21 protein-coding genes and 1 tRNA gene are annotated in these 26124 nt (G+C 60.9%); 8 read left to right on the top strand and 14 right to left on the bottom strand.

Annotation, left to right across the window (positions count from 1 at the left end; all coding sequences use genetic code 11):
- The first annotated feature begins 159 nt into the window (after positions 1-159).
- Positions 160-1473, top strand: a complete 1314-nt coding sequence (locus BMW74_RS07980; RefSeq protein WP_093416235.1) for a leucine-rich repeat-containing protein kinase family protein — start codon at positions 160-162, stop codon at positions 1471-1473.
- Positions 1474-1537: 64 nt separating this feature from the next.
- On the opposite strand, the gene BMW74_RS07985 is transcribed toward BMW74_RS07980, so the two are convergent.
- The gene (locus BMW74_RS07985) at positions 1538-2242 is read right to left on the bottom strand and encodes a YebC/PmpR family DNA-binding transcriptional regulator (RefSeq protein WP_093416239.1); all 705 of its coding nucleotides are present in this window, start codon (positions 2240-2242) and stop codon (positions 1538-1540) included.
- A gap of 220 nt (positions 2243-2462) precedes the next feature.
- Between BMW74_RS07985 and BMW74_RS07990 the strand changes: the two genes are divergently transcribed.
- The gene (locus tag BMW74_RS07990) at positions 2463-4340 is read left to right on the top strand and encodes a type VI secretion system Vgr family protein (protein ID WP_175479174.1); all 1878 of its coding nucleotides are present in this window, start codon (positions 2463-2465) and stop codon (positions 4338-4340) included.
- Positions 4341-4347: 7 nt separating this feature from the next.
- Here BMW74_RS07990 and BMW74_RS07995 read toward each other — a convergent pair whose 3' ends face one another.
- Positions 4348-5739, bottom strand: coding sequence for an FAD-dependent oxidoreductase (locus tag BMW74_RS07995; RefSeq protein WP_093416248.1), 1392 nt, complete (start codon positions 5737-5739; stop codon positions 4348-4350).
- Positions 5740-5820: 81 nt separating this feature from the next.
- The gene (locus BMW74_RS08000; RefSeq protein WP_093416252.1) at positions 5821-7146 is read right to left on the bottom strand and encodes an MFS transporter; all 1326 of its coding nucleotides are present in this window, start codon (positions 7144-7146) and stop codon (positions 5821-5823) included.
- A 288-nt stretch (positions 7147-7434) separates the two neighbouring features.
- Between BMW74_RS08000 and BMW74_RS08005 the strand changes: the two genes are divergently transcribed.
- The gene (locus BMW74_RS08005) at positions 7435-8304 is read left to right on the top strand and encodes a LysR family transcriptional regulator (protein ID WP_093416257.1); all 870 of its coding nucleotides are present in this window, start codon (positions 7435-7437) and stop codon (positions 8302-8304) included.
- 107 nt (positions 8305-8411) lie between these two features.
- Here the strand turns inward: BMW74_RS08005 and BMW74_RS08010 are convergent, their stop codons facing one another.
- Positions 8412-9272, bottom strand: a complete 861-nt coding sequence (locus BMW74_RS08010) for a LysR substrate-binding domain-containing protein (RefSeq protein WP_093416262.1) — start codon at positions 9270-9272, stop codon at positions 8412-8414.
- Between the two features lie 109 nt (positions 9273-9381).
- On the opposite strand from BMW74_RS08010, the gene BMW74_RS08015 reads away from it, so the two are divergent.
- Together BMW74_RS08015 and phnX are read left to right on the top strand one after the other, a co-directional pair.
- Positions 9382-10491 carry a 2-aminoethylphosphonate--pyruvate transaminase gene (locus tag BMW74_RS08015; RefSeq protein ID WP_093416267.1) on the top strand — a complete coding sequence of 370 codons (1110 nt, stop codon included), beginning with the start codon at positions 9382-9384 and terminating at the stop codon, positions 10489-10491.
- A 67-nt stretch (positions 10492-10558) separates the two neighbouring features.
- Positions 10559-11386, top strand: a complete 828-nt coding sequence (gene phnX / locus BMW74_RS08020) for a phosphonoacetaldehyde hydrolase (RefSeq protein ID WP_093416272.1) — start codon at positions 10559-10561, stop codon at positions 11384-11386.
- A 66-nt stretch (positions 11387-11452) separates the two neighbouring features.
- Here the strand turns inward: phnX and BMW74_RS08025 are convergent, their stop codons facing one another.
- A complete protein-coding gene (locus tag BMW74_RS08025; RefSeq protein ID WP_093416276.1) occupies positions 11453-11857 on the bottom strand; it encodes a hypothetical protein in 405 nt (134 codons plus the stop codon).
- Positions 11858-12245: 388 nt separating this feature from the next.
- Between BMW74_RS08025 and BMW74_RS08030 the strand changes: the two genes are divergently transcribed.
- Positions 12246-12803, top strand: a complete 558-nt coding sequence (locus tag BMW74_RS08030; protein WP_093416281.1) for a cytochrome b — start codon at positions 12246-12248, stop codon at positions 12801-12803.
- Here the strand turns inward: BMW74_RS08030 and BMW74_RS08035 are convergent.
- The gene (locus BMW74_RS08035) at positions 12790-13722 is read right to left on the bottom strand and encodes a 1-aminocyclopropane-1-carboxylate deaminase/D-cysteine desulfhydrase (RefSeq protein WP_093416285.1); all 933 of its coding nucleotides are present in this window, start codon (positions 13720-13722) and stop codon (positions 12790-12792) included. The genes BMW74_RS08030 and BMW74_RS08035 overlap by 14 nt on opposite strands.
- A gap of 106 nt (positions 13723-13828) precedes the next feature.
- A complete protein-coding gene (locus tag BMW74_RS08040) occupies positions 13829-15868 on the bottom strand; it encodes an NADPH-dependent 2,4-dienoyl-CoA reductase (protein ID WP_093416290.1) in 2040 nt (679 codons plus the stop codon).
- 203 nt (positions 15869-16071) lie between these two features.
- Between BMW74_RS08040 and BMW74_RS08045 the strand changes: the two genes are divergently transcribed.
- Entirely contained in the window at positions 16072-17202 is a 1131-nt protein-coding gene (locus tag BMW74_RS08045) for a nitrilase-related carbon-nitrogen hydrolase (protein WP_093416295.1), read from the top strand.
- Positions 17203-17205: 3 nt separating this feature from the next.
- Positions 17206-18246 (top strand): AraC family transcriptional regulator, encoded by a 1041-nt coding sequence (locus tag BMW74_RS08050; RefSeq protein ID WP_093416300.1) that lies wholly within the window; start codon positions 17206-17208, stop codon positions 18244-18246.
- 7 nt (positions 18247-18253) lie between these two features.
- Here the strand turns inward: BMW74_RS08050 and BMW74_RS24680 are convergent, their stop codons facing one another.
- The 7 genes from BMW74_RS24680 to clpX all read right to left on the bottom strand — a co-directional run bounded on the left by BMW74_RS24680 (position 18254) and on the right by clpX (position 26102).
- The gene (locus BMW74_RS24680; protein WP_139208380.1) at positions 18254-18442 is read right to left on the bottom strand and encodes a hypothetical protein; all 189 of its coding nucleotides are present in this window, start codon (positions 18440-18442) and stop codon (positions 18254-18256) included.
- A gap of 148 nt (positions 18443-18590) precedes the next feature.
- Complete coding sequence (locus tag BMW74_RS08055; RefSeq protein WP_093416303.1) at positions 18591-19472, bottom strand: DUF2242 domain-containing protein; 882 nt, start codon at positions 19470-19472, stop codon at positions 18591-18593.
- A gap of 252 nt (positions 19473-19724) precedes the next feature.
- On the bottom strand, positions 19725-21584 hold the full coding sequence (locus BMW74_RS08060) for a SurA N-terminal domain-containing protein (RefSeq protein ID WP_093416306.1): 1860 nt from the start codon (positions 21582-21584) through the stop codon (positions 19725-19727).
- A 102-nt stretch (positions 21585-21686) separates the two neighbouring features.
- A tRNA-OTHER gene (locus BMW74_RS25190) sits at positions 21687-21764 on the bottom strand.
- Positions 21765-21817: 53 nt separating this feature from the next.
- The gene (locus BMW74_RS08065) at positions 21818-22090 is read right to left on the bottom strand and encodes an HU family DNA-binding protein (RefSeq protein ID WP_093416309.1); all 273 of its coding nucleotides are present in this window, start codon (positions 22088-22090) and stop codon (positions 21818-21820) included.
- Positions 22091-22238: 148 nt separating this feature from the next.
- Positions 22239-24635, bottom strand: coding sequence for an endopeptidase La (gene lon, locus BMW74_RS08070; RefSeq protein ID WP_093416312.1), 2397 nt, complete (start codon positions 24633-24635; stop codon positions 22239-22241).
- 183 nt (positions 24636-24818) lie between these two features.
- Positions 24819-26102, bottom strand: a complete 1284-nt coding sequence (clpX, locus tag BMW74_RS08075; RefSeq protein ID WP_007946893.1) for an ATP-dependent Clp protease ATP-binding subunit ClpX — start codon at positions 26100-26102, stop codon at positions 24819-24821.
- Positions 26103-26124: the final 22 nt, after the last annotated feature.

The raw sequence follows: 26124 nt of genomic DNA on the forward strand, positions 1-26124 counted from the left end.
TGGTTTGCTCAGTGTAGATCGTCAGGTTGACGTTGAAGGCTCGAGCGTCAACGACAATCCAGGGTACGTCTTCATGTCGGCCCGCCCGGTTTTGCCGGTATCATGGCGGCGGCTTTTTCCGGCAGCTCGCTGCTCTCTTCTCATTGGTTGGATCTGTTCATGCATACCCTTGCACAACTGCGAGCCGGCGAGCTGGCCGGGCTTAAACGCCTGGATCTGTCCTGCGGGTTGACCCAGTTCCCAGAGGAAATCTTCACCCTGGCGGACACCCTGGAGGTGCTCAACCTCAGCGGCAACGCCTTGAGCAGCCTGCCGCATGACCTGCATCGCCTGACCCGCCTGCGGGTGCTGTTCTGCTCGGACAATCAGTTCAAGGAACTGCCGCCGAGCCTGGGCCAATGCCGGCAACTGACGATGATCGGCTTCAAGTCCAACGGCCTGGAACGTGTCCCGGCACGCGCCCTGCCGCCGCTCTTGCGCTGGCTGATCCTGACGGACAACTGCATCAGCGAGTTGCCGAGCGAACTGGGCGAACGCCCGCACCTGCAAAAGCTGATGCTCGCCGGCAATCAACTGACCCAACTGCCCGCCAGCCTGAGCCAATGCCATCGCCTGGAACTGCTGCGCATCGCCGCCAACCGCCTGACCGAGCTGCCGCAATGGCTGTTGACGCTACCCGGGCTGGCCTGGCTGGCGTACGCCGGCAACCCGCTGGAAACCGAAGCCGACGCCAGCGCGCTTGAAGCCACACCGACCATCGCCTGGTCGCAGTTGCAGCTCCAGCAACAGTTAGGGGAAGGTGCGTCCGGGGTGATACACCAAGCCTTGTGGGAACAACCCTCATCGCCTGCGCGAAAGGTCGCGGTGAAGCTCTACAAAGGACACATGACCAGCGATGGTTCGCCACTGCATGAAATGAACGCCTGCATCACCGCCGGCACCCACCCCAACCTGATCCGGGTACTGGGGCGGATCGTCGACCATCCCCAAGGCCAGGCCGGGCTGGTGATGCAGTTGATCGAGCCGCAGTTTCGCAACCTGGCAGCGCTGCCGAGCCTGGACTCATGCAGTCGCGATGTGTACCACGCAGACACCCGGTTCAGCGCCGCCGTGGCACTGGCGATCGCCAGCGGCATTGCTGCCGCCGCCGCCCACCTGCATGAGCAGGGCATTACCCACGGCGACCTCTACGGCCACAACACGCTGTGGAACGAGCACGGTGAATGCTTGCTGGGGGATTTTGGCGCCGCGTCGTTCCATGCCACCGCCGACACCATGGAAACCCGCGCACTGCAACGCATCGAAGTGCGCGCCTTCGGGATACTGCTGGGGGAGTTGTTGGAGCGGATCGAATCAGGCCTGAACGACGAGCGTCGTGAGCGCTTGCTCACGTTGCAGCGCCATTGCTGCCAACCGGATGTGCTGGGGCGGCCGGGGTTCAACGACATTGCACGCGCATTAGGCGAGGCCTGAACGCACGCGGACATCGTTGCGATGCCCGCGTGCTACGCCTGGGACGACGACAGTCGCTGTCGAATCAGCCCGCCAGCCCGACGAACATGTCCTGCACGTCATCGTGGTTATCCAGGCCTTCAAGGAAGGCCTCGACTTCTTCCATCTGCGCGTCGCTCAAGCCACTGACCGGGTTCTTCGGCTTGTAGCCCAGTTTCGCCGACAGCACGGTGAAACCCTGCCCCGGCAAGGCTTTTTGTACCGCGTCCAGATCGGTGGCTTCGGTGATGAACAGGGTGGCGCCCTCTTCGCCCGGCTCAAAATCCTGGGCGCCAGCTTCGATGGCGGCCATTTCCGGATCGGCATCCGGGGTGTCCGGGGACGCCTCGATCAAGCCAACGTGATCGAAATCCCAGGCCACGGAGCCCGAGGCGCCCAACTGGCCCTTACGGAATGCCACGCGGATTTCCGCCACGGTGCGGTTGATGTTGTCGGTCACGCATTCAACGATCAGCGGCACCTGGTGCGGGGCGAAACCTTCGTAGGTCACGCGGTGATACTGAACGGTCTCACCCAGTTGGCCCGAACCTTTCTTGATCGCACGCTCCAGGGTTTCACGGGGCATCGACGCTTTCTTCGCCTGCTCCACCACCAGGCGCAGGTGGGCGTTGGTCGCAATATCAGCGCCGTTGCGTGCAGCAATGGTGATTTCCTTCACCAGTTTGCCGAAGATCTTGCCCTTGGCATTGGATGCCGCTTCTTTGTGTTTAACCTTCCACTGTGCGCCCATTACTCACCCTCTTGATCTGTGACGCCGAGACATCTATTGGCCGGCGCTTTGCGCAAGTTTATACGGCAAAAAGTGGGCAATCGACCAAAAAATGCAGTGAGTGATCGACATCCTCACAAGCCGTTGTAGGACGATTCTGAAAAGCCGGTTTGGGGGTGACGATCAACCACCGGTGCTGCGTAACCTCTGTGCTCCGAACTTCATGGTAGAAGCGTGTTCGATGCATAACCATCAGGAAAGCCCCTTCACCCTGACACTCACCCAGCCCGCCTTGAGCTTTGCCGTCCGCCAGTTCAGCGGCCAAGAAGCCCTCAACCAGCTGTTTCGAGTCGACATCGAGGTCTGCGGCCCGTTTCCCGCACTCAACCCCGAACACTGGTTGCGCCAGCCTGCGTTCCTCAACCTGGGCGACCATGGTGGCATGCACGGCATTATCCACAGCGCCAGCCTGTGCCATGACGATACGCAGCAGGTCGGCTATCGCCTGACGCTCGTGCCGCACCTGCTCGCCCTGGAGCGCACCGTCCGACGCCGAATATGGCGCCAACTGAGCGTGCCCCAGCTGTTGCGTCGCTTGCTGTGCGAACACCGGCTACCGCCTGACAGCTACCGTTTCGAGTTGCCTCACGGTGAATACCCGCCCCGCGAACTGTGCGTCCAATACGATGAGAGCGACCTGCACCTGCTGCAACGGCTGTGCGAGGAAGAAGGCATCCACTATCGCTTCGTCCACCAGCACGAACGCCATGTCCTGGTGTTTGCCGAGGACAGCGCCAGCTTTGCCCAGCCGGCCCTGGCGACGTTCTATCATCTCGCCGTGCCGCACGCCGGGCAGCCGGTGATCCGCCAACTGTCGCTGCACCACCGCCAGCCACTGCCCGGACCACGCCCCCGATGGCAGGCGCAGAGTCGCAGCCAACCTTGTCCCTCCCCGGTTGAACACGCGGCCAACCACGCCTCAGCAGACCCCCAACCGGCGCTGGGGCGACCCCTTCCAACGCAACGGTACCAAGACCAACTTACCCGCCGCGAACTGGAGCGCCTGCGTTGCCGGCAACAGGTGGTCTGTGGCGCCAGTACCGAACCGCAACTACGCAGCGGGGAAATCGTGCAGGTGTGCGGACACCCGATTGCCAGCCTCAACGACCAATGGCTCGTCTGCGAGGTCCAACACCACTACCTTGCGCCGGAGGGGTACCACAACGCCTTCAGCGCCATTCCCTGGTCAACCGAATTTCGCCCCGCGCTTGAGCATGACAAACCATGCATCAGCGGCCAACAGCTCGGACATATCGTGGGGCCATCACCGGATGCCCAGGGGCGGATTGAGATCACCCTATGGTCGCAGCCCGACAACCCGGAAGCAGAAAGCGTTCACCTGCCCGTCGCCCATCGCACCGGCGACCACCTGCCGCTGCCCTTGGCCGGGAGTGAGGTGCTGCTCAGCTTTCTCGACGGCGATCCCGACCGCCCCGTACTGTGCGCCAGTTCTGCGCCCGCAACGCCGCACGACATCGCCACCCGCCCAGCCCATCCGTCATTGAGCCTGAGTGCCAATGGCAATCTGCTGACACTCAGTGCGGCAAGCATCACCTTGACCGGGCCAATGCTCGCGCCAGTCACCGCCCCCGGCAATCGAGCCCCTGAGCACGAAGAGACGGTCGATGAGCAGCACCCGCCACCCAGCCCTTGGAGCGGCAAGATCCATTTGTTTGAACAGCCTCCGGCCACCCATGGGCGCCTGGGCGATACCCGCTGGTACATCGTGCGCATGCCCCGCCCCGGCCTCAAGGACTTGGGGGCCCTGAGCCACAAGGATGTGGTGATGGATGGCACCAGCCTGGCATCGGGAGAACTGGCGCTGACCATGGCACAGAAACAACAACTGGCCCGCGAGTACGCCCGCACGCCCGAACAGCTCTACCTGATGTACCCCAAGCAATGTGTGGCACTGGCCGACTACTTCCAGCAACACTGGAGCAGCGAACAGCGCCTGGCGTTCATCGACAGTGCCCTGTGCGCCAGCCATCACCATCGAACCGACGACAACCACCTGCTGTTCGACTGGCTGATCAATCATCCGGGCATCCCACGGTGAGTCCGGATCAGCCCTTGTCTGCCTTGCCCGCCGCCGCGGCGAACTTCGCCAGGCGCACATCCAGGTGGCGGGGCCGGCGGCCATGGTCCTCGGCGCGTTCCTTGCGCCGGATCGCATTGCGTACCATCAATGAGCCCAGGTAGCGGATCGGCTCCGGCGGGAAGTAACCCAGCGGCCCATTGACCAGCGGCGAACGCGTCCAGGGATTGTCCAGCCCCAGCACCATCGATGAGAGGATCTGCCCCCCCATGTGACAAGGGCCCACCCCGCTGCCGGAGTAACCGAAGCCATAAAACACATTGCCGCTGGCCGCCATCTGGCCGAAGAACGGCAAGCCGGTCACCGAGCGATCCGAGGGGCCATTCCACGTCGCCTCGACCGGCACCTGGGCGAACGCCGGGAAAAACTCCGCGAGGCTTTTATGCAGCAACTGCGCATAAGGCGACGGCTGATCAAACACCGGCGACATGCGCCCGCCATAGGCGAAGGTGTTCCCGCCCTTACCGAGCATGATTCGACCGTCCGGGGTGTTGTGGTAGTAGTGCACGAAAATCCGCGAGTCGAGCACCGTCACGCCGCTCGTCAGACCGATGGACGCGAGCAACTCCGGACGCGGTTCGGTGATCAGCATGTCGCTGGAGACAATCGCCACACTGCGCTCGAACTGGCTAAAGGCGCGGGCCATCCAGGCGTTCATGCCCAGCACCACGTTGGCCGCGCGAATCCGTCCACCGGGGGTTTGGATCACCGCCGGCCGGCCTTCCTCCAGGCCGGTCATGGCGGTGTTCTCGTGGATGCGCACGCCCAACTGCAGCGCGACCCGACGCAGGCCACGCACCAGCTTGGCGGGCTGGACACTGGCGGCGGCCGGGGAAAACCAGCCTTCAAGGTGTTTGCTGGAACCGGCCATGCGCTGCACGTCGGCCACCGGGCGCTTGCTGAACGAGTTGATGCCGTTGCGTTCCAGTGCCGCAATGACACCGTCGGTAGCACCGCACTGCGCACGGTTGGTGGCAGTGTAGAGCGTGCCGTCGAGCCGATAGTCAGCCTCCACCGCGTACCGCTCACAGAAGGCACCGATGGCATAGATGCTCTGCTCCGACTCCTTGACCAGGCGCACGGCTTCTTCAACCCCGAACAAGCGCTCCAGCGTGAAGTACTTGGCCGACCACGATAACGCGCAGCCGCCATTGCGCCCGCTGGCGCCGGCACCACAGATGTCAGCCTCGATCAGCACCACATCCAGCGCCGGGTTTTGCTCCTTGAGCATGATCGCCGTCCACAAACCGGTGTAGCCACCGCCGACAATGCACACGTCGGCATCGGTGTCACCGGCCAGGGGTTCGCAAGGTTCACACGTCTCGGCGTCCAACGCCTGGGCAAGCCAAAAGGGTCTCATGGGCCAATCTCCATTTAAACAAACCACGGCCCCGCTGGCGCCCACAGGATGGGCGTCAACGGGGTCTGTTGGGAAAGCGGGTCAGGTGCGCAGCGGCTTGATCGCCATGGGTGAATTGGGCACGAACGCGCAGTAGGGTTTGAGGCCGGCCGGGCGGCTGTTCCAGTGCGGAATCAGCACCAGGGCCGAGAACATCGCGCAGCCGGCGAAGACGATGAACACCGTCACGGTGTCAAAGTAGCCCGGCAACAAGCCCCCCAGGATCGCCCCGACCGAGCCGCAGCCGTTGACGAAACCTGCCGCCGTCGCGCCGGCCTTGGCGGTGCCGAAATCAATCGCCGCCGCGCCGCTGATCATCGAGTCCGGCCCGTACAGGGTCAGGCCCATGACAAACAACAGCAGCACCACCAGCAACACACTGCCGGTCTGCAGGGCGCCCATGAACAACGCCAGGGAAACGGTCAAGGCCAGCAGGCTCAAGACACAGGCAGGCATGCGCCGCGCACCGAACAGTTTGTCGGAAGCCAGGCCAATCATGATCGGCCCCAACAGCCCCGCCAATTCGAACGCCGTGGGGATGATCGCGGCACCGACCTTGCCCACCGATGGCATCTGTTCGAAAACGATGACCGGCCCCCACAACAGAATCGCGTAGCGCGCCGGTTTCAACATGAAGTACGCCAGGCCCAGCACCAACACCGTACGGTTGCGCATGATCTCGCGCAGCGGCTCCCACACGCTGACGCGCCGTTGCGCCTCGGTCTCCTCGGCGGAGAGTTCCGGCTCGGGCTCCACCGCTGGCAAGCCGACATCTTCCGGCTTGTTGCGCTGAAAGATAAAGAACAGCACCGCCACCACCGCCACCACGGCGGCGCTGGAAACAAACGCGGCGTGCCAGGTGCCGATCAGCGTGTAGGCCCACCAACCGGCAAAGGGCGACGCCACCAGGCCACCGAAGGCGTAGCACGAACTCCACAACCCCAGCACCCGGCCGCGTTGCTCGGCCGGATAAAAACTACCGATGTTCTTGCACAGCCCCGACCACCCGGTGGACTGCGCCAGGCCTTGGATCAGCATGCACGTGGCAAAGATCGGTAACGTGGCGAAGTTACCCATGACCAGCGCCGCCGCCGCTGAAATCACCAGCCCGCCCAGCACCACCACCCGGGGCCCGAAACGGTCGGCAAGGATGCCCCAGGTGAATTGGCCGACGGCATAGGCGGCCAGGTAGATCGCGTCGAGGTTGGCCATCGCCATCTTGTCGAGGTGGAAGGTGGGGTCTTCGGCGATCCCCAGTTTGGCGACGGAAAACGCTTTACGGGTGAAGTAGAAGGCCGCGTAGGCCAGCCAGGTGATGGCGAAGATTTGCACGCGCCAACGCTTGATGGTGCCGATATGCTTATTCATTGTGGTTCTGACCTCAGGGTGTGAGTGTGCCGGCAGAATTCTTTAACAAAGACGCCTGTGTTTTTATTGTTGAGCACTGCAATAACGCCGATTTTCAAAGGCGTTACCGGTCAGATGAGTCCTGTTCCATCCCTATCTCGAGATTTCCTTGCGCACCAGGATCATGGCCACGGCTGCCGTTCGACCGAACGGTCAGCGGGGTTGCGGCGATAGAAACAATTACTGATTAATAAGTGAAATCGATTTATCGTATTTCAAATATAAGCCTAGCTTGTAAGAGGTAATTCGATGTCGGTCTCTCACTCCCAACTCAAAGCGTTCCACGCCGTGGCCGTGCATGGCAGCTTTACCAAAGCCGCCGAACGCTTGTTCCTGACGCAGCCGGCGATTTCCGACCAAGTGCGCAAGCTCGAAGAGCGTTTTGGCGTGTTGCTGTTTCACCGCAACAAACGCTCGGTGCGCCTGACCGACCTGGGCGAGCGCCTGCTGAGCATCACCCAGCGCCTGTTCGTGATCGAGGCCCAGGCCCACGAGTTGCTGCAGGACTCGCAGGCGTTGCAGACCGGCACCCTGATCCTGGCCGTCGATGCCCCGGTGCACGTGCTGCCGCAGATCGCTCGGTTCTGTGAGCGTTACCCCGGCATCCGCGTCAAGATCGAAACCGGCAACACCGATGAATCGCTGTTTCGCCTGTTCAACTATCAGGCGGACCTGGCGCTACTGGGCCGTGATGTCAATGATGAGCGCCTGCTGTCGTTACCCTTGCGCAACGACCCCATGGTCGCCTTCGTCGCCCGCAGCCATCCGTGGGCCGAGCGCGAGTCGATCTCCCTCGCGGACCTGGATGACACGCCGTTGGTGCTGCGCGAAGTAGGTTCGGTGACCCGCCAGACGCTGGAAGAAGAAATGGCCCGCGCCGGTTTACGCATCCGCCCGGCGATCCAGGTCGAAGGCCGCGAGGCGGCACGTGAAGCGGTGGTGGGGATTGGCGTGGGGGTGGTGTCAGCCGCCGAGTTCGGTGCCGACTCGCGGGTCTGTGCGCTGCCGATTATCGACTGCACCCGCCGCCTGACCGAGACCCTGGTGTGCCTGCGCGAGCAAAGTTCACGGCGGGTGGTGGCGACGTTTCTGCAGATGGTGCGCGAGAGTCTTGAGTAGGTGGGCCGGGCTCCTTCGCGAGCAGGCTCGCTCCCACGGTTTTGCGGTGGATGCACGATGGATGAACACCTCAAGTCCCCTGCTCGCGAAGGCCGCACCACGCTCTGTCAGCGCGGGGCCAGGGCCAGAAATGCCTGGATCAAGCGCAAATCCCGGCGCCGCTCCAAGCAGCCAATCATGTGCCGGTTCACCAGCCCTTCACCCATGATCGGCACCGCCCGCACCCGAGGATCGGGGCTGACTTCCACCGACGACACCACGCCCACCCCCAACTCGGCCGCGACCGCCTCGGTCACGGCCTCGCGGCTGTCCAGCTCCAACAGCACCCGTGGATGCACCTTGGCGTGAGCGCAGGCATCATCGAAGGTGCGGCGGGTAATCGAACTGGGCTCGCGCAGCACCATGATCACGTGATCCAGTTGCTGCAACTCAACCCCTTGCGACAACGCTGACCACGGGTGCCCCGCCGGCACCAGCGCGCAGATCCGCGATTCGCTCAACGCTTGCAGGTGCAGGCCCTTGCGCGGTTCCACACCGGTGAGCACCGCCACGTCAGCGTGCTCGGACAACAGCGCCGCCAGGGTTTCCTGGGCATTGCCCAACCGCAGGTTGACGGTGATCCCCGGGTAGCGCGCCCGCAGGCTGGCGAGCATCGGCATGACCATGTGCGGGCCGTCCGCCGCCACCTCCAGGCGCCCCGTGAGCAATTGCCGATTGGCTTCGAGCATCACCTGCGCCTCTTCGGCCAGGCCAAACATCGCCCGGGTGATGGCCGCCAGCTTGGTGCCCTCCTCCGTCAGTTCGACCCGGCGCGCCGTACGCCGCAACAGGGTGATCTGATAGTGCTCCTCCAGCGCCTTGATGTGCCCGGTCACCGCCGGCTGGCTGATAAACAAGCGGGCGGCGGCCCGGGTGAAGCTGCCTTCGCGGGCCACGGCATCGAACGCACGGAGCTGGAACAAGTTCATGAATAACTCTCACTGATGGCTGGAATAACAACAAACAATTTGATTGATAGCACATCAAATTGCAATTTATGCCCCGTAGCTTCATCCCATCGATTGCGAGGACACGAGAATGAGTACTGCCGAACCCATCCTGCTCACCCCCGGCCCACTGACCACATCGGCCCGCACCCGTCAGGCGATGATGGTCGATTGGGGTTCATGGGATGAGCGCTTCAATCAGTTGACCGCCAGCCTCTGCGAGCAACTGCTGGCCATCATCAACGGTGCCGACAGCCATCATTGCGTACCGTTGCAGGGCAGCGGCACCTTCGCCGTCGAAGCGGCCATCGGCACCCTGGTGCCACGCGACGGCAAGGTCCTGGTGCTGATCAATGGCGCCTACGGCAAGCGCCTGGCAAAAATCTGCGAGGTACTGGGGCGCTCGTACAGCACCTTCGAAACCGCTGAAGACGAACCGACGACCGCTGCCGACGTCGACCGCTTGCTACAGGCCGACAGCAGCCTCACCCACGTGGCGCTGATCCACTGCGAAACCAGCACCGGCATCCTCAATCCGCTGCCTGAGATCGCCCAGGTCATTGCCCGCCATGGCAAGCGCTTGATCATCGATGCCATGAGTTCCTTCGGGGCCTTGCCGATCGACGCCCAACAGGTGCCTTTCGACGCCCTGATCGCCGCCAGCGGCAAGTGCCTGGAAGGTGTGCCCGGGATGGGCTTCGTCTTTGCCAACAAGACGTCCCTGGCCAACGCCGCCGGCAACTCGCACTCCCTGGCGATGGACCTGTTCGACCAGCACGCCTACATGGCCAAGACCGGTCAATGGCGTTTCACCCCGCCGACACACGTGGTCGCCGCCCTGCACGAAGCCTTGCTGCAGTACAACGAAGAAGGTGGTTTGCCCGCTCGGCACCAGCGTTACGCCAACAACTGCCAGACCCTGCTCGATGAGATGGCTAAGCTGGGCTTGCGTAGCTTCCTGCCTGCGAACATCCAGGCACCGATCATCATCACCTTCCACGCGCCGAAGGACCCTCGCTATGCGTTCAAGGCGTTCTACGAGCGGGTCAAGGCCAAGGGTTTCATTCTCTATCCCGGCAAGTTGACCCAGGTCGAAACCTTCCGCGTCGGCTGCATCGGCCACGTCAACCAGGCCGAGATGAAAGCCGCAGTGACCGCCATCGCCGAGGCACTGCTGGAAATGGAAGTGCTCGAGATCTGAACCACCCCACCACTTCCACCCAAAGCAGCTCCCTTTATTAACCAGTTGCCACAGGATTCTAATCACCATGAACTACACCCACCCAAGCAAGCTGCAAGCCGCCATCCTCGACTGGGCCGGCACCGTGGTCGATTTCGGCTCGTTCGCGCCGACCCAGATCTTTGTCGAGGCCTTCGCCGAGTTCGACGTCCAGGTCTCCATCGAAGAAGCCCGTGGACCGATGGGCATGGGCAAGTGGGACCACATCCGCACCCTGTGCGATCAACCGCAAGTGGCCGAGCGCTATCGCAAGGTTTTCGGCCGCACCCCCACCGATGACGACGTGACCGCCATCTACCAACGCTTCATGCCACTGCAAATCGAGAAGATCGCCGAGCATTCGGCATTGATTCCGGGCGCCCTGGACACGATCGCCCAGCTGCGCCAGCAAGGGATCAAGATTGGTTCGTGCTCCGGCTATCCCAAGCAGGTCATGGACAAAGTCGTGGAACTGGCCGCCACCAACGGCTACGTGGCCGACCATGTGGTCGCCACCGACGAAGTCCCGAACGGCCGCCCATGGCCGGCCCAGGCCCTGGCCAACGTGATTGCCCTGGGCATCGACGACGTCGCCGCCTGCGTGAAGATCGACGACACCGTGCCGGGCATCCTCGAAGGTCGCCGCGCGGGCATGTGGACCGTGGCGCTGGTCTGCTCCGGCAACGCCCTGGGCCTGACCTATGCCGGTTATCGCGCCCTGGCCAGCGACACACTGGCCAGCGAACGCAAGCGGATCCACGCGCTGTTCGAAGGCTCGCGCCCGCACTACCTGATCGACACCATCACCGATTTGCCCGAAGTCATCGCCGACATCAACAAGCGCCTGGCCAACGGTGAGATGCCTCAAGGCCAATAACTAAGAAGGCCGCCGTACTCTAAAAGTACGGCGGCCTTTTAAACCGATGAGTTACAGCACGATCAACTATCGCTCGCCCACTTCAGCGTCAGGAAACGACTCAACATCATCCACCTCTTCTGGAGTGGCTTTGGCGCTTTCATCCAGAACTTCTTGTGTTGCGCCATCCGCCACACCTTCGAGTTCAACCTGCTCGTTACCCGCGCCTACCGACGATAGACCGCCTTCGACCTCGGTCTCATCAGCGTCTGTCACATCCAGCTCTGCGCCCTGTTGTTCCAGCAGGCCAACCCGCTGGCCCGTTGCATCAATGACCAGGCCATCGGGATAGAACGTTAAACCGTCAAACTCCAGGGTGCCGTCGGCGTATTGCAGCGCCCCGTTATTGAACTGTTTCGTACCATCCCACCACAACTGACCCCAGGTGTACTCTTTCACTTCGCCGCGAACTCCATCCATAGCGTTAATCATCTTCATTCCTTTAGCTGCATATCAAAGTGGTTATCAACAATACCTCTGCCACGCTTATTATTTGGCAGGCCAGACGTATAATAATTAACGCTTCGGGCCATTCAAGTACAAACACACCAAAACAACATAAACAGAAACCCCCTACGCCTTGGCGGCGCTTTACAGGCAGCCGTCGATTACTTCGCCGCCTAAAGTTCGGTCGCTGCTCGACGGTGCAACGGTCATCATCAATCTGCGTACCGTTCGTGCCTGATTTGCGCCACCTCAACCACCGCGCACGGCACAAAAGCCTGACACACCTCAGGCAAAGCCACGCAAACAGGATTACAGTTAACCCACTCCGACACTCAAGAACGGAGGTTTGTGACCTGACTGTGAGGATTACCGTATGCCCTGGAAGAACTCCGAATCACGCTACAGCACCGTATCAATCACCTTGCACTGGTTGATGCTGGTCCTGCTGGCGGTGGTTTTTGCCTGCATCGAACTGCGCGGGATCTTTCCCAAAGGCAGTGGCGGCCGGACCCTGATCAAGGAAGCGCACTTCATGCTCGGCCTCACGGTGTTTGTGCTGGTGTGGCTGCGCCTGTTTGCCCGCAGCCTGGGCAAGGCGCCGAAGATCTTCCCGGCCTCGCCCGCCTGGCAAACCGTGCTGGCGCGCCTGATGCACTGGGCCTTGTACCTTTTCATGATCATCATGCCGATTCTCGGCTGGCTGATCACCAGCGCCGAAGGTCACCAGGTGATGTTCTACGGCATCGACCTGCCGCTGCTGATCGACGAAAACAAAGAGCTGGCCAAGCAACTCGAAGGCTGGCACGTCCTGGGCGGTACGATCGGCTACTGGCTGATTGGCCTGCACGCCCTGGCCGGGCTGTATCACCACTATGTGGTGCGCGATAACACCCTGCTGCGGATGATGCCCAAGCGCATCAGCCCTGACTGATCGCGGGAAAGCCCCGGCGGCCCTGTAGGCCGCCGGTGTGGACAAAGATCAAGCGCGAGCCCCGGGCAAAGCGTCCGGCCTCGACCTGCTGCTTGAGCATCAGCAGCGCCTTGGCGGTGTACAGCGGTTCCAGCGGCACGCCAGCGGCGTGCTCGGTCCTGTCGATGAACGCCTGCAATGCCGGATCAACCTTGGCAAAGCCACCGCGGCTGCCATCGAACAGCTCGAAGCCGACGTTGGGCTGCCCGCCTTGCGCCAGAATCCCTTCTACCTGCTGCATCACCCCGTGATCCTCAGGCACGGCCAACACCCCATACAGCGGATGCCGTCCCGCCTCAGCCAGCACCAGCCCTGCCAGGGTGGTACCGGTGCCGCAGGCCAACCACCAGCCATCGTGATCACTCCAGCCCAAGGCGCTCAGTTGACCCGCGGCCAGCGCTAGCAATTGCCCGCAGCCGCGCGCGCCCAACACGCCGCCACCGCCCTCCGGCACCGGGTACAAATGCGGGTAGTGTTCGCGCCAGGGCAACCAGAAACCCGGCGCGTGCCGGGCCCGATAACCGCCGTAACCCAACCAGTGCAGGCGCATGCCAAATGCCTGCAAGTCGGCCACGGTCGCGGTGTCCTGGGGATGGCCGCGCAGCAGGCCCACCGTGGGAAACCCAAAGCGCTTGCCGGCCGCCGCCACCGCGTGCAGATGATTGGACCAGGCACCGCCCAAGGTGATCACCCCTTCGGCCCCGGCTTCGCCAGCAGCGTTGAGATGCTCGACAAGCTTGAACCACTTGTTGCCGGAGATCAGCGGGTCGATCAGGTCCAGGCGCAGCACGGCCACCTCGACGCCGGCACGTTCGAGCCAGTCGAGGTGCAGACGCTGGAGCGGTGGCCGGGGTAGCTCGTTGACGGGAGGGAAGGACATTGGCGCCTGGATATGCGGGAAGAATCCCGCATTCTAGACGCTTGAGATCCCGTGTGGGAACGAGACCGGCTTGCCGGCCTCGCTCCCACACGGGGGGCTATGTGGCTTACAACTCAGCCGCCAGGCGCGAACCCTGATTGATGGCGCGCTTGGCATCCAACTCTGCCGCCACGTCCGCGCCACCGATCAAGTGCACGTTCTGCCCGGCAGCCACCAGGCCGTCGTACAGCTCGCGCAGCGGATCCTGGCCGGCGCAGATCACGATGTTGTCCACCGGCAGGAGCTGCGGCTCGCCGGCTTCGCCAATGCGAATGTGCAGGCCGGCATCATCGATCTTCAGGTACTCGACGCTGTTGAGCATCTGCACCTGCTTGTTCTTCAGACCCGTGCGGTGGATCCAGCCGGTGGTCTTGCCCAGGCCGTCGCCGACCTTGGTTTTCTTACGCTGCAGCAGGAACACTTCCCGGGCCGGCGCGTGGGGCGCAGCCTTGATCCCGGTCACACCGCCGCGCGCCTCAAGGTGGGTATCGATGCCCCACTCCTTCCAGAACGCATCACGATCTTGACTGGTGGCGACGCCTTCGTGCACGAGGAACTCCGACACATCGAAGCCAATCCCCCCCGCGCCAATCACCGCGACTTTCTTGCCCACCGGCTTGCGCTCCAGGATCACGTCCAGGTAGCTCAAGACCTTGGCATTGTCGATGCCCGGAATGGCCGGCAACCGTGGCGCAATACCCGTGGCCAGGATCACTTCGTCGTAGCCGCCAGCCACCAGTTGGGCCACATCGACCCGGGTGTTCAGGCACACCTCGACATGGCTCGTCTGCAACTTGCGCTTGAAGTAACGCAGGGTTTCAAAGAACTCTTCCTTGCCCGGCACGCGCTTGGCGATGTTGAACTGGCCGCCGATCTCACTGGCCGAATCGAACAGCGTCACCTGGTGGCCGCGCTCGGCAGCCACGGTGGCCGCGGACAGCCCGGCGGGACCTGCACCGACCACCGCGATCTTCTTGATCTGCTGCACCGGCAGGTAGTTGAGTTCGGTTTCGTGGCACGCCCGCGGGTTGACCAGGCATGAGGTCAGCTTGCCGCCGAAAGTGTGGTCCAGGCACGCCTGGTTGCAGCCGATGCAGGTGTTGATTTCGTCGCTACGGCCTTCGGCCGCCTTGTTGACGAACTCCGGATCGGCCAGGAACGGCCGCGCCATGGAGACCATGTCCGCGTCGCCCTCGGCCAGAATCCGCTCGGCCACCTCCGGGGTATTGATACGGTTGGTGGTGATCAACGGGATACCCACCGAACCGCGCAACTTGGCGGTGACTTTACTGAACGCCCCGCGCGGTACCTTGGTGGCGATGGTCGGAATCCGCGCCTCGTGCCAACCAATCCCGGTGTTGATGATCGTGGCACCCGCCTGTTCGATGGCCTTGGCCAACTGCACGATCTCTTCCCAGGTGCTGCCGCCTTCCACCAGGTCGAGCATCGACAGGCGGAAGATAATAATGAAGTTCGGGCCTACGGCTTCACGCACGCGGCGCACGATCTCTACCGGCAGGCGCATCCGGTTTTCATAGCTGCCACCCCAGCGGTCAGTACGGTGGTTGGTGTGGGCGGCGAGGAACTGGTTAATGAAATAACCTTCCGAGCCCATGATCTCCACGCCGTCGTACTCGGCCTTCTGAGCCAGGGCGGAGCAGGTGACAAAGTCGCTGATCTGTTTCTCGATACCTTCCTCGTCCAGCTCCTTGGGCTTGAACGGATTGATCGGGGCCTGGATCGCACTCGGGGCGACCTGCTTGGGGCTGTAGGCATAACGCCCGGCATGGAGGATCTGCATGCAGATCTTGCCACCCGCCTCGTGCACCGCACGGGTCACGATCTGGTGCTTGAGCGCTTCGTCCTCGGTGGTCAGCTTGGCCGCACCGGAATACACCCCACCCTCTTCATTCGGGCCGATACCACCGGTCACCATCAAGCCAACCCCACCGCGAGCCCGTTCGGCGAAATATGCCGCCATGCGTTCGAAGCCACCGGGCTTCTCTTCCAGACCGGTGTGCATCGAGCCCATCAGGGTGCGGTTGCGCAGCGTGGTAAAACCCAGGTCCAGCGGGGCCAACAGGTGCGGGTAGTGAGCGGCGGCCATCGGTAACTCCACAACGAACAATCACGGAAAAAGTGCGGGCGCTCTTGGGCGCCCATCGGTTATGCCCACAGACTAAGAGCAGGCCCACCAGCGCTCAATGACCGTAACTGACAAGTTATTGATCCAAATGTGCAGCACCTCTTGGCATTCTCTGGCTCGGGGCCTACCCTAGTGCTCTGCATACGACCGCCGACTGTTCCCCCATGCGCAAACTTCTGTACCTGACCTTTTCCATGGCCTTGCTCGCCACCCTGACAACCTACGCGATGTGGACCATCGATCGGCCGCTGGGCTACTACCTGTCCGACCTGCGCATCAAGCTGGCCGTCGACCAAGGGGTACCCGCAGGGCGCGGCAACCTGCTGGGTATCCAGCCCGAGCTGTTTCCCACCGACTACCAAAGCCCGGAACGCCTGCATCGCAAGCTCGCCGCGTATTTGCAGCAGGCGCGCGACCAGCACCTGCTCAACGAAAAAACCATCGTCGTGCTGCCGGAACATATCGGTACCTGGTTGATGGTCAGTGGCGAGAAAGACCAGCTGTATCAGGCCGCCAGCCTGAACGAAGCCATGAACTGGCTGGCGGTGAGCAATCCCCTGGCATTCTTGCGCGCCTTGATCGGTGCCAAAGGCAGCAACCGCGTAGACGATGCCCACCTGCGCATGAAAGCCAAAGACATGGCAGAGCAGTACCAGGCCCTGTTCGGCGGGCTGGCCAAGGAATTCAACGTCACCCTGGTGGCCGGCACCATCGTGCTGCCCACGCCTCGGGTCAACGATGGCGCCCTGAAAACCGGGCGCGGGTCGCTGTACAACACCAGTGTCGTGTTTGGTCGCGATGGCCTGCCAATCGGCCAGCCCCAACGTCAACTGAGCCCCCGCGTGGACGAGTTTGGCGTCCTGCGGCCAAGTACTGACAGTGCAATCAATGTCATCGACACGCCTGCCGGACGCCTGGGGATTCTCATCGGCAGCGACAGCTGGTCCCCCGAGAACTACCACAAGCTCAACGAACAGGGCGCACAGTTGATTGCCGTACCCGCGTTCATCCCGGGCCACAGCACCTGGGACAAACCGTGGCGCGGTTACCTGGGATCCATCACCCCGAGTGAAATCGGCCTCAAGCCAGGTGAACTCAGCGAGGGCCAGGCCTGGCAGCACCTGACATTGACCGGCCAGGCCCCCATAAGCCAGGCCACAGCCGGCGTCAGCGTGTTCCTGCGCGGGCAATTTTGGGATCGCAGCAGTGCCGGCCAGAGTTTTATAAGCCGCAACGGCCAGCACTTTGCCGACAGCTCCGAGCGCGGTGCACGCTTGCTGAACATCTGGTTGTAACCCATGAAACCATTACCGATGCGCCTGGGTGATCTGTCCGTTGGCTTCGTCCACAGCCTGGCGGACGCGGTACGCAGCCACGGCCTGGACCCACAACCCTTGCTCGAACAATACGGCCTGGATGCCGCCCGGCTGGGGCAAGCGGGTGCCCGATTGTCGATCCCACGCTACATGCGCCTGGGGCATGCGGCGATCCAACTGACCGGCAACCCGGCACTGGGCGTGCGCATGGGCCAACTCAGCCGCCTCAGCCAACTGGGACTTGCCGGTGTCACCGCCGCCCAAGCACCCACCGTGCGCGAAGCCGCCCGTTGCCTGATTCGGTTTGAGGCCTTGTATGGCTCCAACTACCGGGGCCAATCAAGCCTGCATGAAGACGCCCAAGGCGCCTGGCTGCGCTTCTATTCCATCAGCCCTTACAACGCCTATAACCGCTTCGTGGTGGACTCGATCATCGCTGGCTGGCTAACGCACTTATCCAGCCTCAGCCCGCAACCGCTGCGGGCCGAACGCATCGAGATCGAGTTCACCGAGCCGGAGTATCGTGACAGCTATCTGCACCTGAGTGATTGTTCGATCCAGTTCGGCGCCGAACACAATCAGTTGCGCCTGGATCAATCCAGCCTGGCACAACGCAACCCTGAGCATTGCCCAAGTACCTGGCAGCTGCTGCTGGCGCTGTGTGAACGAGAGCTGGAGCAGTTGACCCGCACCCGCAGCCTGCGCGAACGCATCACCGCCCTGCTGGGGCCCTTGCTCAATGGTGGTCGGGAGCCCGACCTGGAAGAAGTGGCGGCCCGCTTGAAACTGCCGACCTGGACCTTGCGACGCAAGCTGACTGAAGAAGGCACGCAATTTCGCGCCATCCTCAACGACACCCGCCGCGACCTGGCCATGACCTATATCCGTGACACGGAACTGGCCTTTGGCGAAATCGCCTACCTGCTGGGCTTTGCTTCGGCCGAAGCCTTTCAACGCGCCTTCAAACGCTGGAACAGCCAGACACCGGGTGAATTCCGCCGCACTCACCGTCAATCGGCCTAGTGCCCGGTTACAGCTCGGTGGCGTCCTCGGCGGGCTCCGGTGGGTCTAGCTCAAAGGCCTGGTACTCAAGCAGTTCTTCTTGATAATCGTCCATCAGCAAATCCCTGTCAGTAAAGTTGAATGCCGTTGCACCCATCGCTTTGGCAACAGCATAGAGTCCCCGCATGAAGGAAAAATGACGCGGGCAGACACTCACGCGCCTGCTTATAAAACGTAGCAGGCGGTCAGGAATTTATCACGGGACTTGCCCAGAGGATGTTGACGAGAATCAACGAGCGTCTGGACGGGGGAACGTGTACACGAGCACTGGGCGACGCGATGCAGCGCCCAGCACTCAGCTCCAGTTATTGACCGGCCGTTGGCAGTGCCGGGATCGCCTCGGTCGGAGGTGGCAGGGAACTTGGATTGACCGCCGGCGTGATGACATCCTGCGCAGGCGTGGCGGCGGCCTCATCGACGTGTGCCGGTGTGATCGGCGCAGTCTCGGACACGGGCACTGGCTGTTGCGGGGCGGCGGGCTCCGAGACGGCAGGCACGGTCTGGGCCGGCTCGACGGTGACTGGCTCGTGTGCCGCCGGGAGTTGTTCCGGAACCGCAGGCGTTGTCGCAGGTTCAGGTGCCGGTGCCGGTGCTGCCGGAGCAACCTTGGGTTCGGGTACGCCAAGGTCCGTCTTGGGCTTGTCGGTGATATGCGCCGCTTTCTTCGCTTCCGGGGGCAGGAACGATTCCACCAGTGCAAAGAAGCGCTCGTAGAACTTCCCGGAGGAAACGGTTTCACTGGCGACCTTGACCATCGAATCATCGGAAGAGCCAATGGGCATCGACACCGACCCCAGCACGCCTACACCCAGGCTGGCGGAGTTGTTGGTTTTCTTCAGCGCATAACGATCCAACAAGGCATTGGCAAACATCGTCGCGTGATGGCTGCTGTCCTCAGCACACACCACGTTGAAGCTGATCTCCATGTGGGTTTCGCCCGTTTGCTGGAAACTCTTGTGACCACTGATCAGCTTCGGATCGGAACTGGTGATGATGTAGCCCTGGCTCAGCAATGCCCGGCGGGCAGCCTCGCAGGAGCCGATATCGGTGACCGGGTACTTGCGTGAAAACATCCCGGAGTCGTCGAAATTTTCATGCTCGTAAATGGCCTGGTCTTTCGAACAACCGGCTATGGCAGCCAGCACCACTACCAGCCCGACGGCACGTACAGGGAATGATTTGAACATTGAACATCCTGAAGAAAACGATCCGGGGCGTATTGTGCAACAGATCAGCCCACAACCGCGCATGGATTAATCTCAGCCAAGCCGTACAGTCTACTGACCATCGTTTACCGGAAAAAGTCGCACACCGGTGATCAACGTTTCTGCTGTGCGGCCAGAGCACACCCTAATGGCCTAGGCTCAAGCGGCACAAAACAAAAGACCCCAGCCTTGCGGCCGGGGTCTCTATTGGTTGCTTGGCAAGTCAATCAGGCATCAATAACGCTTGATGTCTGCCTCGCTTTCCAACTGCTTGCGGAAGGCAGCAAAGTCTTGCTGGCCGACACGCGAAGCGAGGAAGCGACGGTACTGGGCCTTCTCTTCATCCGTTGGCGCAGCCGCTTCGTTGACGCTGTCCAGGCGCACGATCACCAGGCTGCCATCCGGCAGGGTGACGTTGCTGAAGGTCGGCTTGTCCTTGGCGGCCGGCTTAGGCATGCGGAACAGGGCCTGCAGCACGGCGGGGTCGATACCTTCATGGGAGCGGGTTGCCCCCTCGGTGGCTTTCCAGCTCAGGCTGTTGATCGCAGTCTTGCCGTCACGCAGGTTGGCAATCAGCTCTTCAGCCTTGGTCTTGGCGGCCGCACTGGCGTGTTCCTTGACCAACTGAGCACGAATGGCGGTCTCGACACTGGCCAGCGGCAGTTGCTCAGGCTTGTGGTGCTCTTTGGCACGCAGCACGATCACGGTTTCCGGGTCGAGTTCGATGGCGGTGCTGTTGGCACCCTCATCCAACACTTCCTGACTGAACGCTGCCGTGATCACCGCGCGGTTGGCGGCAACACCGTCGCCACCTTCACGGCCAAATGGCGCGGAGGTGTGAACGGTGAGCTTCAAGTCCGCTGCCGGCTGGGCCAGATCAGAGGCCTCGAACGACGAGTCTTCCAGTTGCTTGGTCGCCTCGACGAAACGCTGCTCAACCTGCTGGGTTTTCAGCTCACGGGTCAACTTGTCTTTCAGGCTGGCAAAGCTTGGCACCTCGGGTGCCTCTACGCCCAGCAGCTTGATCAAGTGGTAACCGAAGGTGGAACGAACCGGTGCCGACACCTGGTCTTTGCCCAGCGCGTACAGTGCTGTTTCAAAGGTCGGGTCGTAGACGCCAGGGCCTGCATAACCCAGATCACCGCCGTTGGCGGCAGAACCCGGATCCTGCGAGAACTCCTTGGCCAGCGCTTCGAAACTCTCACCCTTGGCCAAGCGTGCCTGGATCTCTTCGATCTTGGTCTTGGCCTGGGCATCGGTCATCTTGTCGTTGACTTCGATCAGAATGTGCGCGGCCCGACGCTGTTCGGCCAGGTTCGCGATTTCCTTCTGATAGGCCGCCTGCAGGTCTTCATCCTTGACGGCAACCTGATCAAAGAAGGAAGCCTTCTTCAATTCCAGGTAATCGATGACCACCTGATCAGGTGTCATGAATTCCTTGGCGTGCTCGTCGTAGTAAGCCTTGACCTCTTCATCGGTCAGCTTGACCGACGCCGGGTCGGCCTTGACGCCGAGGGTGGCGAAGTCGCGAGTCTGTTTTTCCAGGCGGGCGAAAGCCAATACCTGGGCATCGGTGACAAAACCGCTGCCGGCAAGGCCTGCACGCAGTTGGCCGATCAACATTTCCTGGGCCAGCATCTGGCGGAACTGCAGACGGCTGTAACCCAACTGACGGACCACCTGATCAAAACGCTCAGGACTGAACTTGCCATCCACCTGAAACTCGGGCGTGAGCAGGATCACCTGGTCCAAAGACGCTTCAGAGAAAGCGAATTTCGATTTATCAGCGCCTTGCAGCAACAGCTTGCGATCGATCAGCCCTTTGAGAGCGGCGTCACGCAACATGGTTTCATCCAGCAAGGAGGCGTCGAAATCCTTGCCCAACTGTTGCATGAGCTGACGGCGTTGCATATCGACCGCCTGGCTCAGCTCATTCTGAGTGATCTCTTCGCCGTTAACCTTGGCCACGTCATTTTTATGAGTGGTGGCCTGGAAGATAGCGTCGAAACCGGTCAAAGCCATCAGAGCAACGATGACCCCGATGATGGTCTTGGCAATCCAGCCTTGTGAATTGTCCCTGATATTCTGCAGCATGCGTCCCCCAGAAACGGTTGAACTTCAAAATTAGGCAACCGTGGAGCGTGGGTAGAATCCGGATAGAAGAAAGGCGCATCCGAGGATGCGCCTTCTCGTAACTGGCGGAGCGGACCGATGACTCGAATGTGTGAGCCTCGGCGTCTCTAATCGACATGTTGCCGAGTGGACTACCGCTCCGCTGCCAGGTCAGGCATGACCCCGACCCGGATGAGCAAAGAACCGAGTGAGGCTTAGTTGACAGCTTCTTTCAGTGCTTTACCGGCTTTGAAGCCTGGTTTTTTGGCTGCTGCGATCTGCAGAGCGTCACCGGTCTGTGGGTTACGGCCAACGCGAGCTGGACGATCGGTCACGGAGAACGTGCCGAAACCAACCAGAACTACAGAGTCGCCGGCCTTGAGAGCACCAGTGACGGATTCGATAACTGCGTCCAGCGCACGGCCAGCAGCGGCTTTCGGGATATCAGCGGATGCAGCGATAGCATCAATCAGTTCCGACTTGTTCACTCTAAGTCCCCTTATATCTATTTTGAGATGATTCTAAGTTTTTTGGTAAAAGCAAAAACTAATGCTGAATGGCCTACAGACACTTATGAGCCGCTTTATAACAAGGGCTCTAAAAAGCTGTCAAGGAAGCCCCTCAGGCTAATGCGTACTAATGCGTGCTAATTCTTTCCTTAGAGTCAGACTCGCGTTTTTCATCCTTTGCAACTATCTCGGGAACCACATCCGGCAAGGGCTCCGGCGCGTATTGCAGCGCAATTTGCAGGACCTCGTCAATCCATTTAACTGGTTTAATCTGAAGATCTTGCTTGATGTTGTCAGGAATTTCCTTCAAATCGCGCACGTTCTCCTCAGGAATGATCACTGTCTTGATCCCGCCACGGTGTGCGGCCAGCAGTTTTTCCTTCAGGCCACCGATCGCCAGGACCTGGCCGCGCAAGGTGATTTCACCGGTCATGGCGACATCCGCCCGCACTGGGATCCCGGTCAGTGCCGACACCAGTGCCGTGCACATGCCTACACCGGCGCTAGGACCGTCTTTGGGCGTAGCCCCTTCAGGCATATGGATATGGGTGTCGCGCTTCTCATGGAAGTCCACCGGGATCCCCAGGCTCTTCGCGCGACTGCGTACGACCGTCAACGCCGCCGTGATCGATTCGACCATGACATCGCCCAGCGAACCCGTCTTGATCAGTTGCCCCTTGCCCGGCACCACTGCCGCCTCAATCGTCAGCAACTCGCCGCCCACTTGCGTCCAGGCCAGCCCCGTCACTTGACCGACCTGATCCTGCTGCTCGGCCAGGCCGTAGCGGAACTTACGCACACCCAGGAAGTGCTCGAGCATGTCAGCCGTCACGGTCACCGAGAAGCGTTTTTCCAACGCATGCTCCTTGACCGTCTTGCGGCAAACCTTGGCAATCTGGCGCTCCAGGCCACGTACGCCCGCTTCGCGGGTGTAGTAGCGGATGATGTCGCGAATCGCTTCAGCCTCGAATTCCAGCTCGCCCTTTTTCAAACCGTTGGCCTGAATCTGCTTAGGCGAAAGGTACTTCACGGCGATGTTGATTTTCTCGTCTTCGGTATAGCCCGGCAGCCGGATCACTTCCATCCGGTCCAGTAGCGCCGGCGGAATATTCATCGAGTTCGAGGTGCAGAGGAACATCACATCGGACAAGTCGTAGTCGACTTCCAGATAGTGATCGTTGAAATTGTGATTCTGCTCGGGGTCGAGGACCTCAAGCAACGCCGACGCGGGATCGCCGCGCATGTCGCTGCCCATTTTGTCGATCTCGTCGAGCAGGAACAGCGGGTTGCGCACGCCAACCTTTGTCATCTTTTGAATCAATCTTCCTGGCATCGAACCGATGTACGTCCGGCGATGACCACGAATTTCCGCTTCATCACGCACACCACCCAGGGCCATGCGTACAAATTTACGGTTAGTTGCATGGGCAATCGACTCGGCCAGGGAGGTTTTACCCACGCCTGGAGGGCCGACCAGGCACAAAACCGGCCCGCGGATCTTCTTGACGCGCTTTTGCACGGCGAGGTATTCGAGAATCCGCTCTTTGACCTCTTCCAGGCCATAGTGGTCGGCGTCGAGAATGTCTTCTGCGCGCGCAAGGTCCAGTCGAACCTTGCTCTGGGCCTTCCACGGCACCTGGACCAGCCAGTCGATGTAGGTGCGCACAACGGTCGCCTCGGCGGACATTGGCGACATTTGCTTGAGCTTGTTCAACTCCGACGTGGCCTTGGCCAGCGCATCCTTTGGCAGGCCAGCGGCATCGATGCGCTTCTTCAGCTCCTCGACTTCGTTGTGGCCTTCTTCGCTGTCGCCCAATTCTTTCTGAATAGCCTTCATCTGCTCATTCAGGTAGTACTCGCGCTGGCTGCGTTCCATCTGCTTTTTAACGCGACCGCGAATACGTTTTTCAACTTGAAGCAGATCGATTTCGGCATCGAGCAACGCCAGGACGTGCTCGACCCGAGCCGACAGCTCGAGGATCTCGAGGATCTCCTGCTTCTGCTCGATCTTCAGCGCCATATGCGCTGCCATGGTATCGACCAGGCGGCCAGGCTCATCGATGCTATTGAGCGAGGACAGGACTTCGGCAGGCACCTTCTTGCCCAGTTGAACGTATTGCTCGAACTGCGACAGCAAGCTGCGTACAAACACCTCGGACTCGCGCTCTGGTGCGTCGACTTCTTCAATCAACGACACTTCGGCGCGGCAATGGCCGTCAACCTCAATAAAGCGCTCGACAGCACCGCGCTGCTCGCCCTCGACCAGCACCTTGACCGTGCCATCAGGTAGTTTGAGCAGTTGCAGGACCGTAGCGATCGTACCGACTCGATACAGGGCATCTTCACCGGGATCGTCGTCGGCAGGGTTTCTCTGGGCCAGCAGAAGGATCTGCTTGTCGCCCGTCATCGCGGCCTCGAGGGCTTCGATAGATTTCTCGCGCCCCACGAACAGCGGGATAACCATGTGCGGATAAACCACAACATCACGCAATGGCAGGAGAGGCAATTCGATGGTTGTCTTCATGATTTCGCCTCTACGGCGGCCATAAGGCCGTAAACAGATGGAAGTAAGCTTGAAACCAAGATGGGGGCTACTTTGGAAAAAAACAAGCTGATTAAAAAACCGCTTGAACGACCGTAACCTACCGCCGGTCCTACAAAAGCAAAGGGGCCCGAAGGCCCCTTCTTTAATCCAGCAGTGCGACGCTTACGCGTCTGGCGCTGCCTTGGCAGCCGGCTCACTGTTTTCGTAGATATACAGTGGCTTGGACTTGCCTTCTATGACGCTTTCGTCGATCACGACTTTACTCACCTCGGACTGCGAGGGGATTTCGTACATCGTGTCGAGCAGTACGCCTTCGAGGATCGAGCGCAGTCCACGAGCACCGGTTTTGCGTTCCAGTGCGCGCTTGGCGACCGACTTGAGGGCGTCGGCGCGGAACTCCAAATCGACACCTTCCATTTCGAACAGCTTGGCATACTGTTTGGTCAGAGCATTTTTTGGCTCGGTAAGGATCTGCATCAACGCAGCCTCGTCGAGCTCGTCCAGCGTCGCCAGCACGGGTAGACGACCGACGAATTCCGGGATCAAACCGAACTTGACCAGATCGTCAGGCTCGACTTCACGCAGGGATTCACCCACCTTCTTGCCTTCTTCCTTGCTGCGAACTTCTGCGTTGAAACCGATGCCGCCCTTGGTGGAACGGTTTTGAATCACCTTTTCCAGACCGGAGAACGCACCACCACAGATGAACAGGATGTTACGGGTGTCGACCTGAAGGAATTCCTGCTGCGGGTGCTTGCGACCACCTTGAGGTGGAACGGAAGCGACCGTGCCTTCGATCAACTTGAGCAGAGCTTGTTGCACGCCTTCACCGGAAACGTCCCGAGTGATCGACGGGTTGTCGGACTTGCGCGAAATCTTGTCGATTTCGTCGATGTAGACAATGCCCATCTGAGCTTTCTCTACGTCGTAGTCGCACTTCTGCAACAACTTCTGAATGATGTTTTCAACATCTTCACCTACGTAGCCCGCCTCAGTGAGGGTGGTTGCGTCGGCGATGGTGAAAGGCACATTCAGCAAACGAGCCAGTGTCTCGGCAAGCAGGGTTTTACCCGAGCCTGTTGGGCCGATCAGCAAGATGTTGCTCTTGCCAAGTTCGACGTCGTCATTCTTTTTGTCACGCTGGTTGAGGCGCTTGTAGTGGTTGTATACCGCTACGGCCAAAACTTTTTTCGCACGCTCCTGACCAATTACGTACTGATCAAGGATGCCGCTGATTTCTTTAGGCGAAGGCAATTTATGCGCGCTGCTTTCGGCCTGTGCTTCCTGCACCTCCTCGCGGATGATGTCGTTGCACAGGTCGACGCACTCGTCGCAGATAAAGACCGAGGGGCCGGCAATCAATTTGCGCACTTCATGCTGGCTTTTGCCACAGAAGGAGCAATAGAGCAGCTTGCCGTTGTCCTCGCCGTTGCGGGTGTCAGTCATTCGTTCGATCCAAATCCGATAG

Origin of the sequence: Pseudomonas sp. ok272, assembly GCF_900109995.1 — a bacterium.
Lineage (GTDB): Bacteria > Pseudomonadota > Gammaproteobacteria > Pseudomonadales > Pseudomonadaceae > Aquipseudomonas.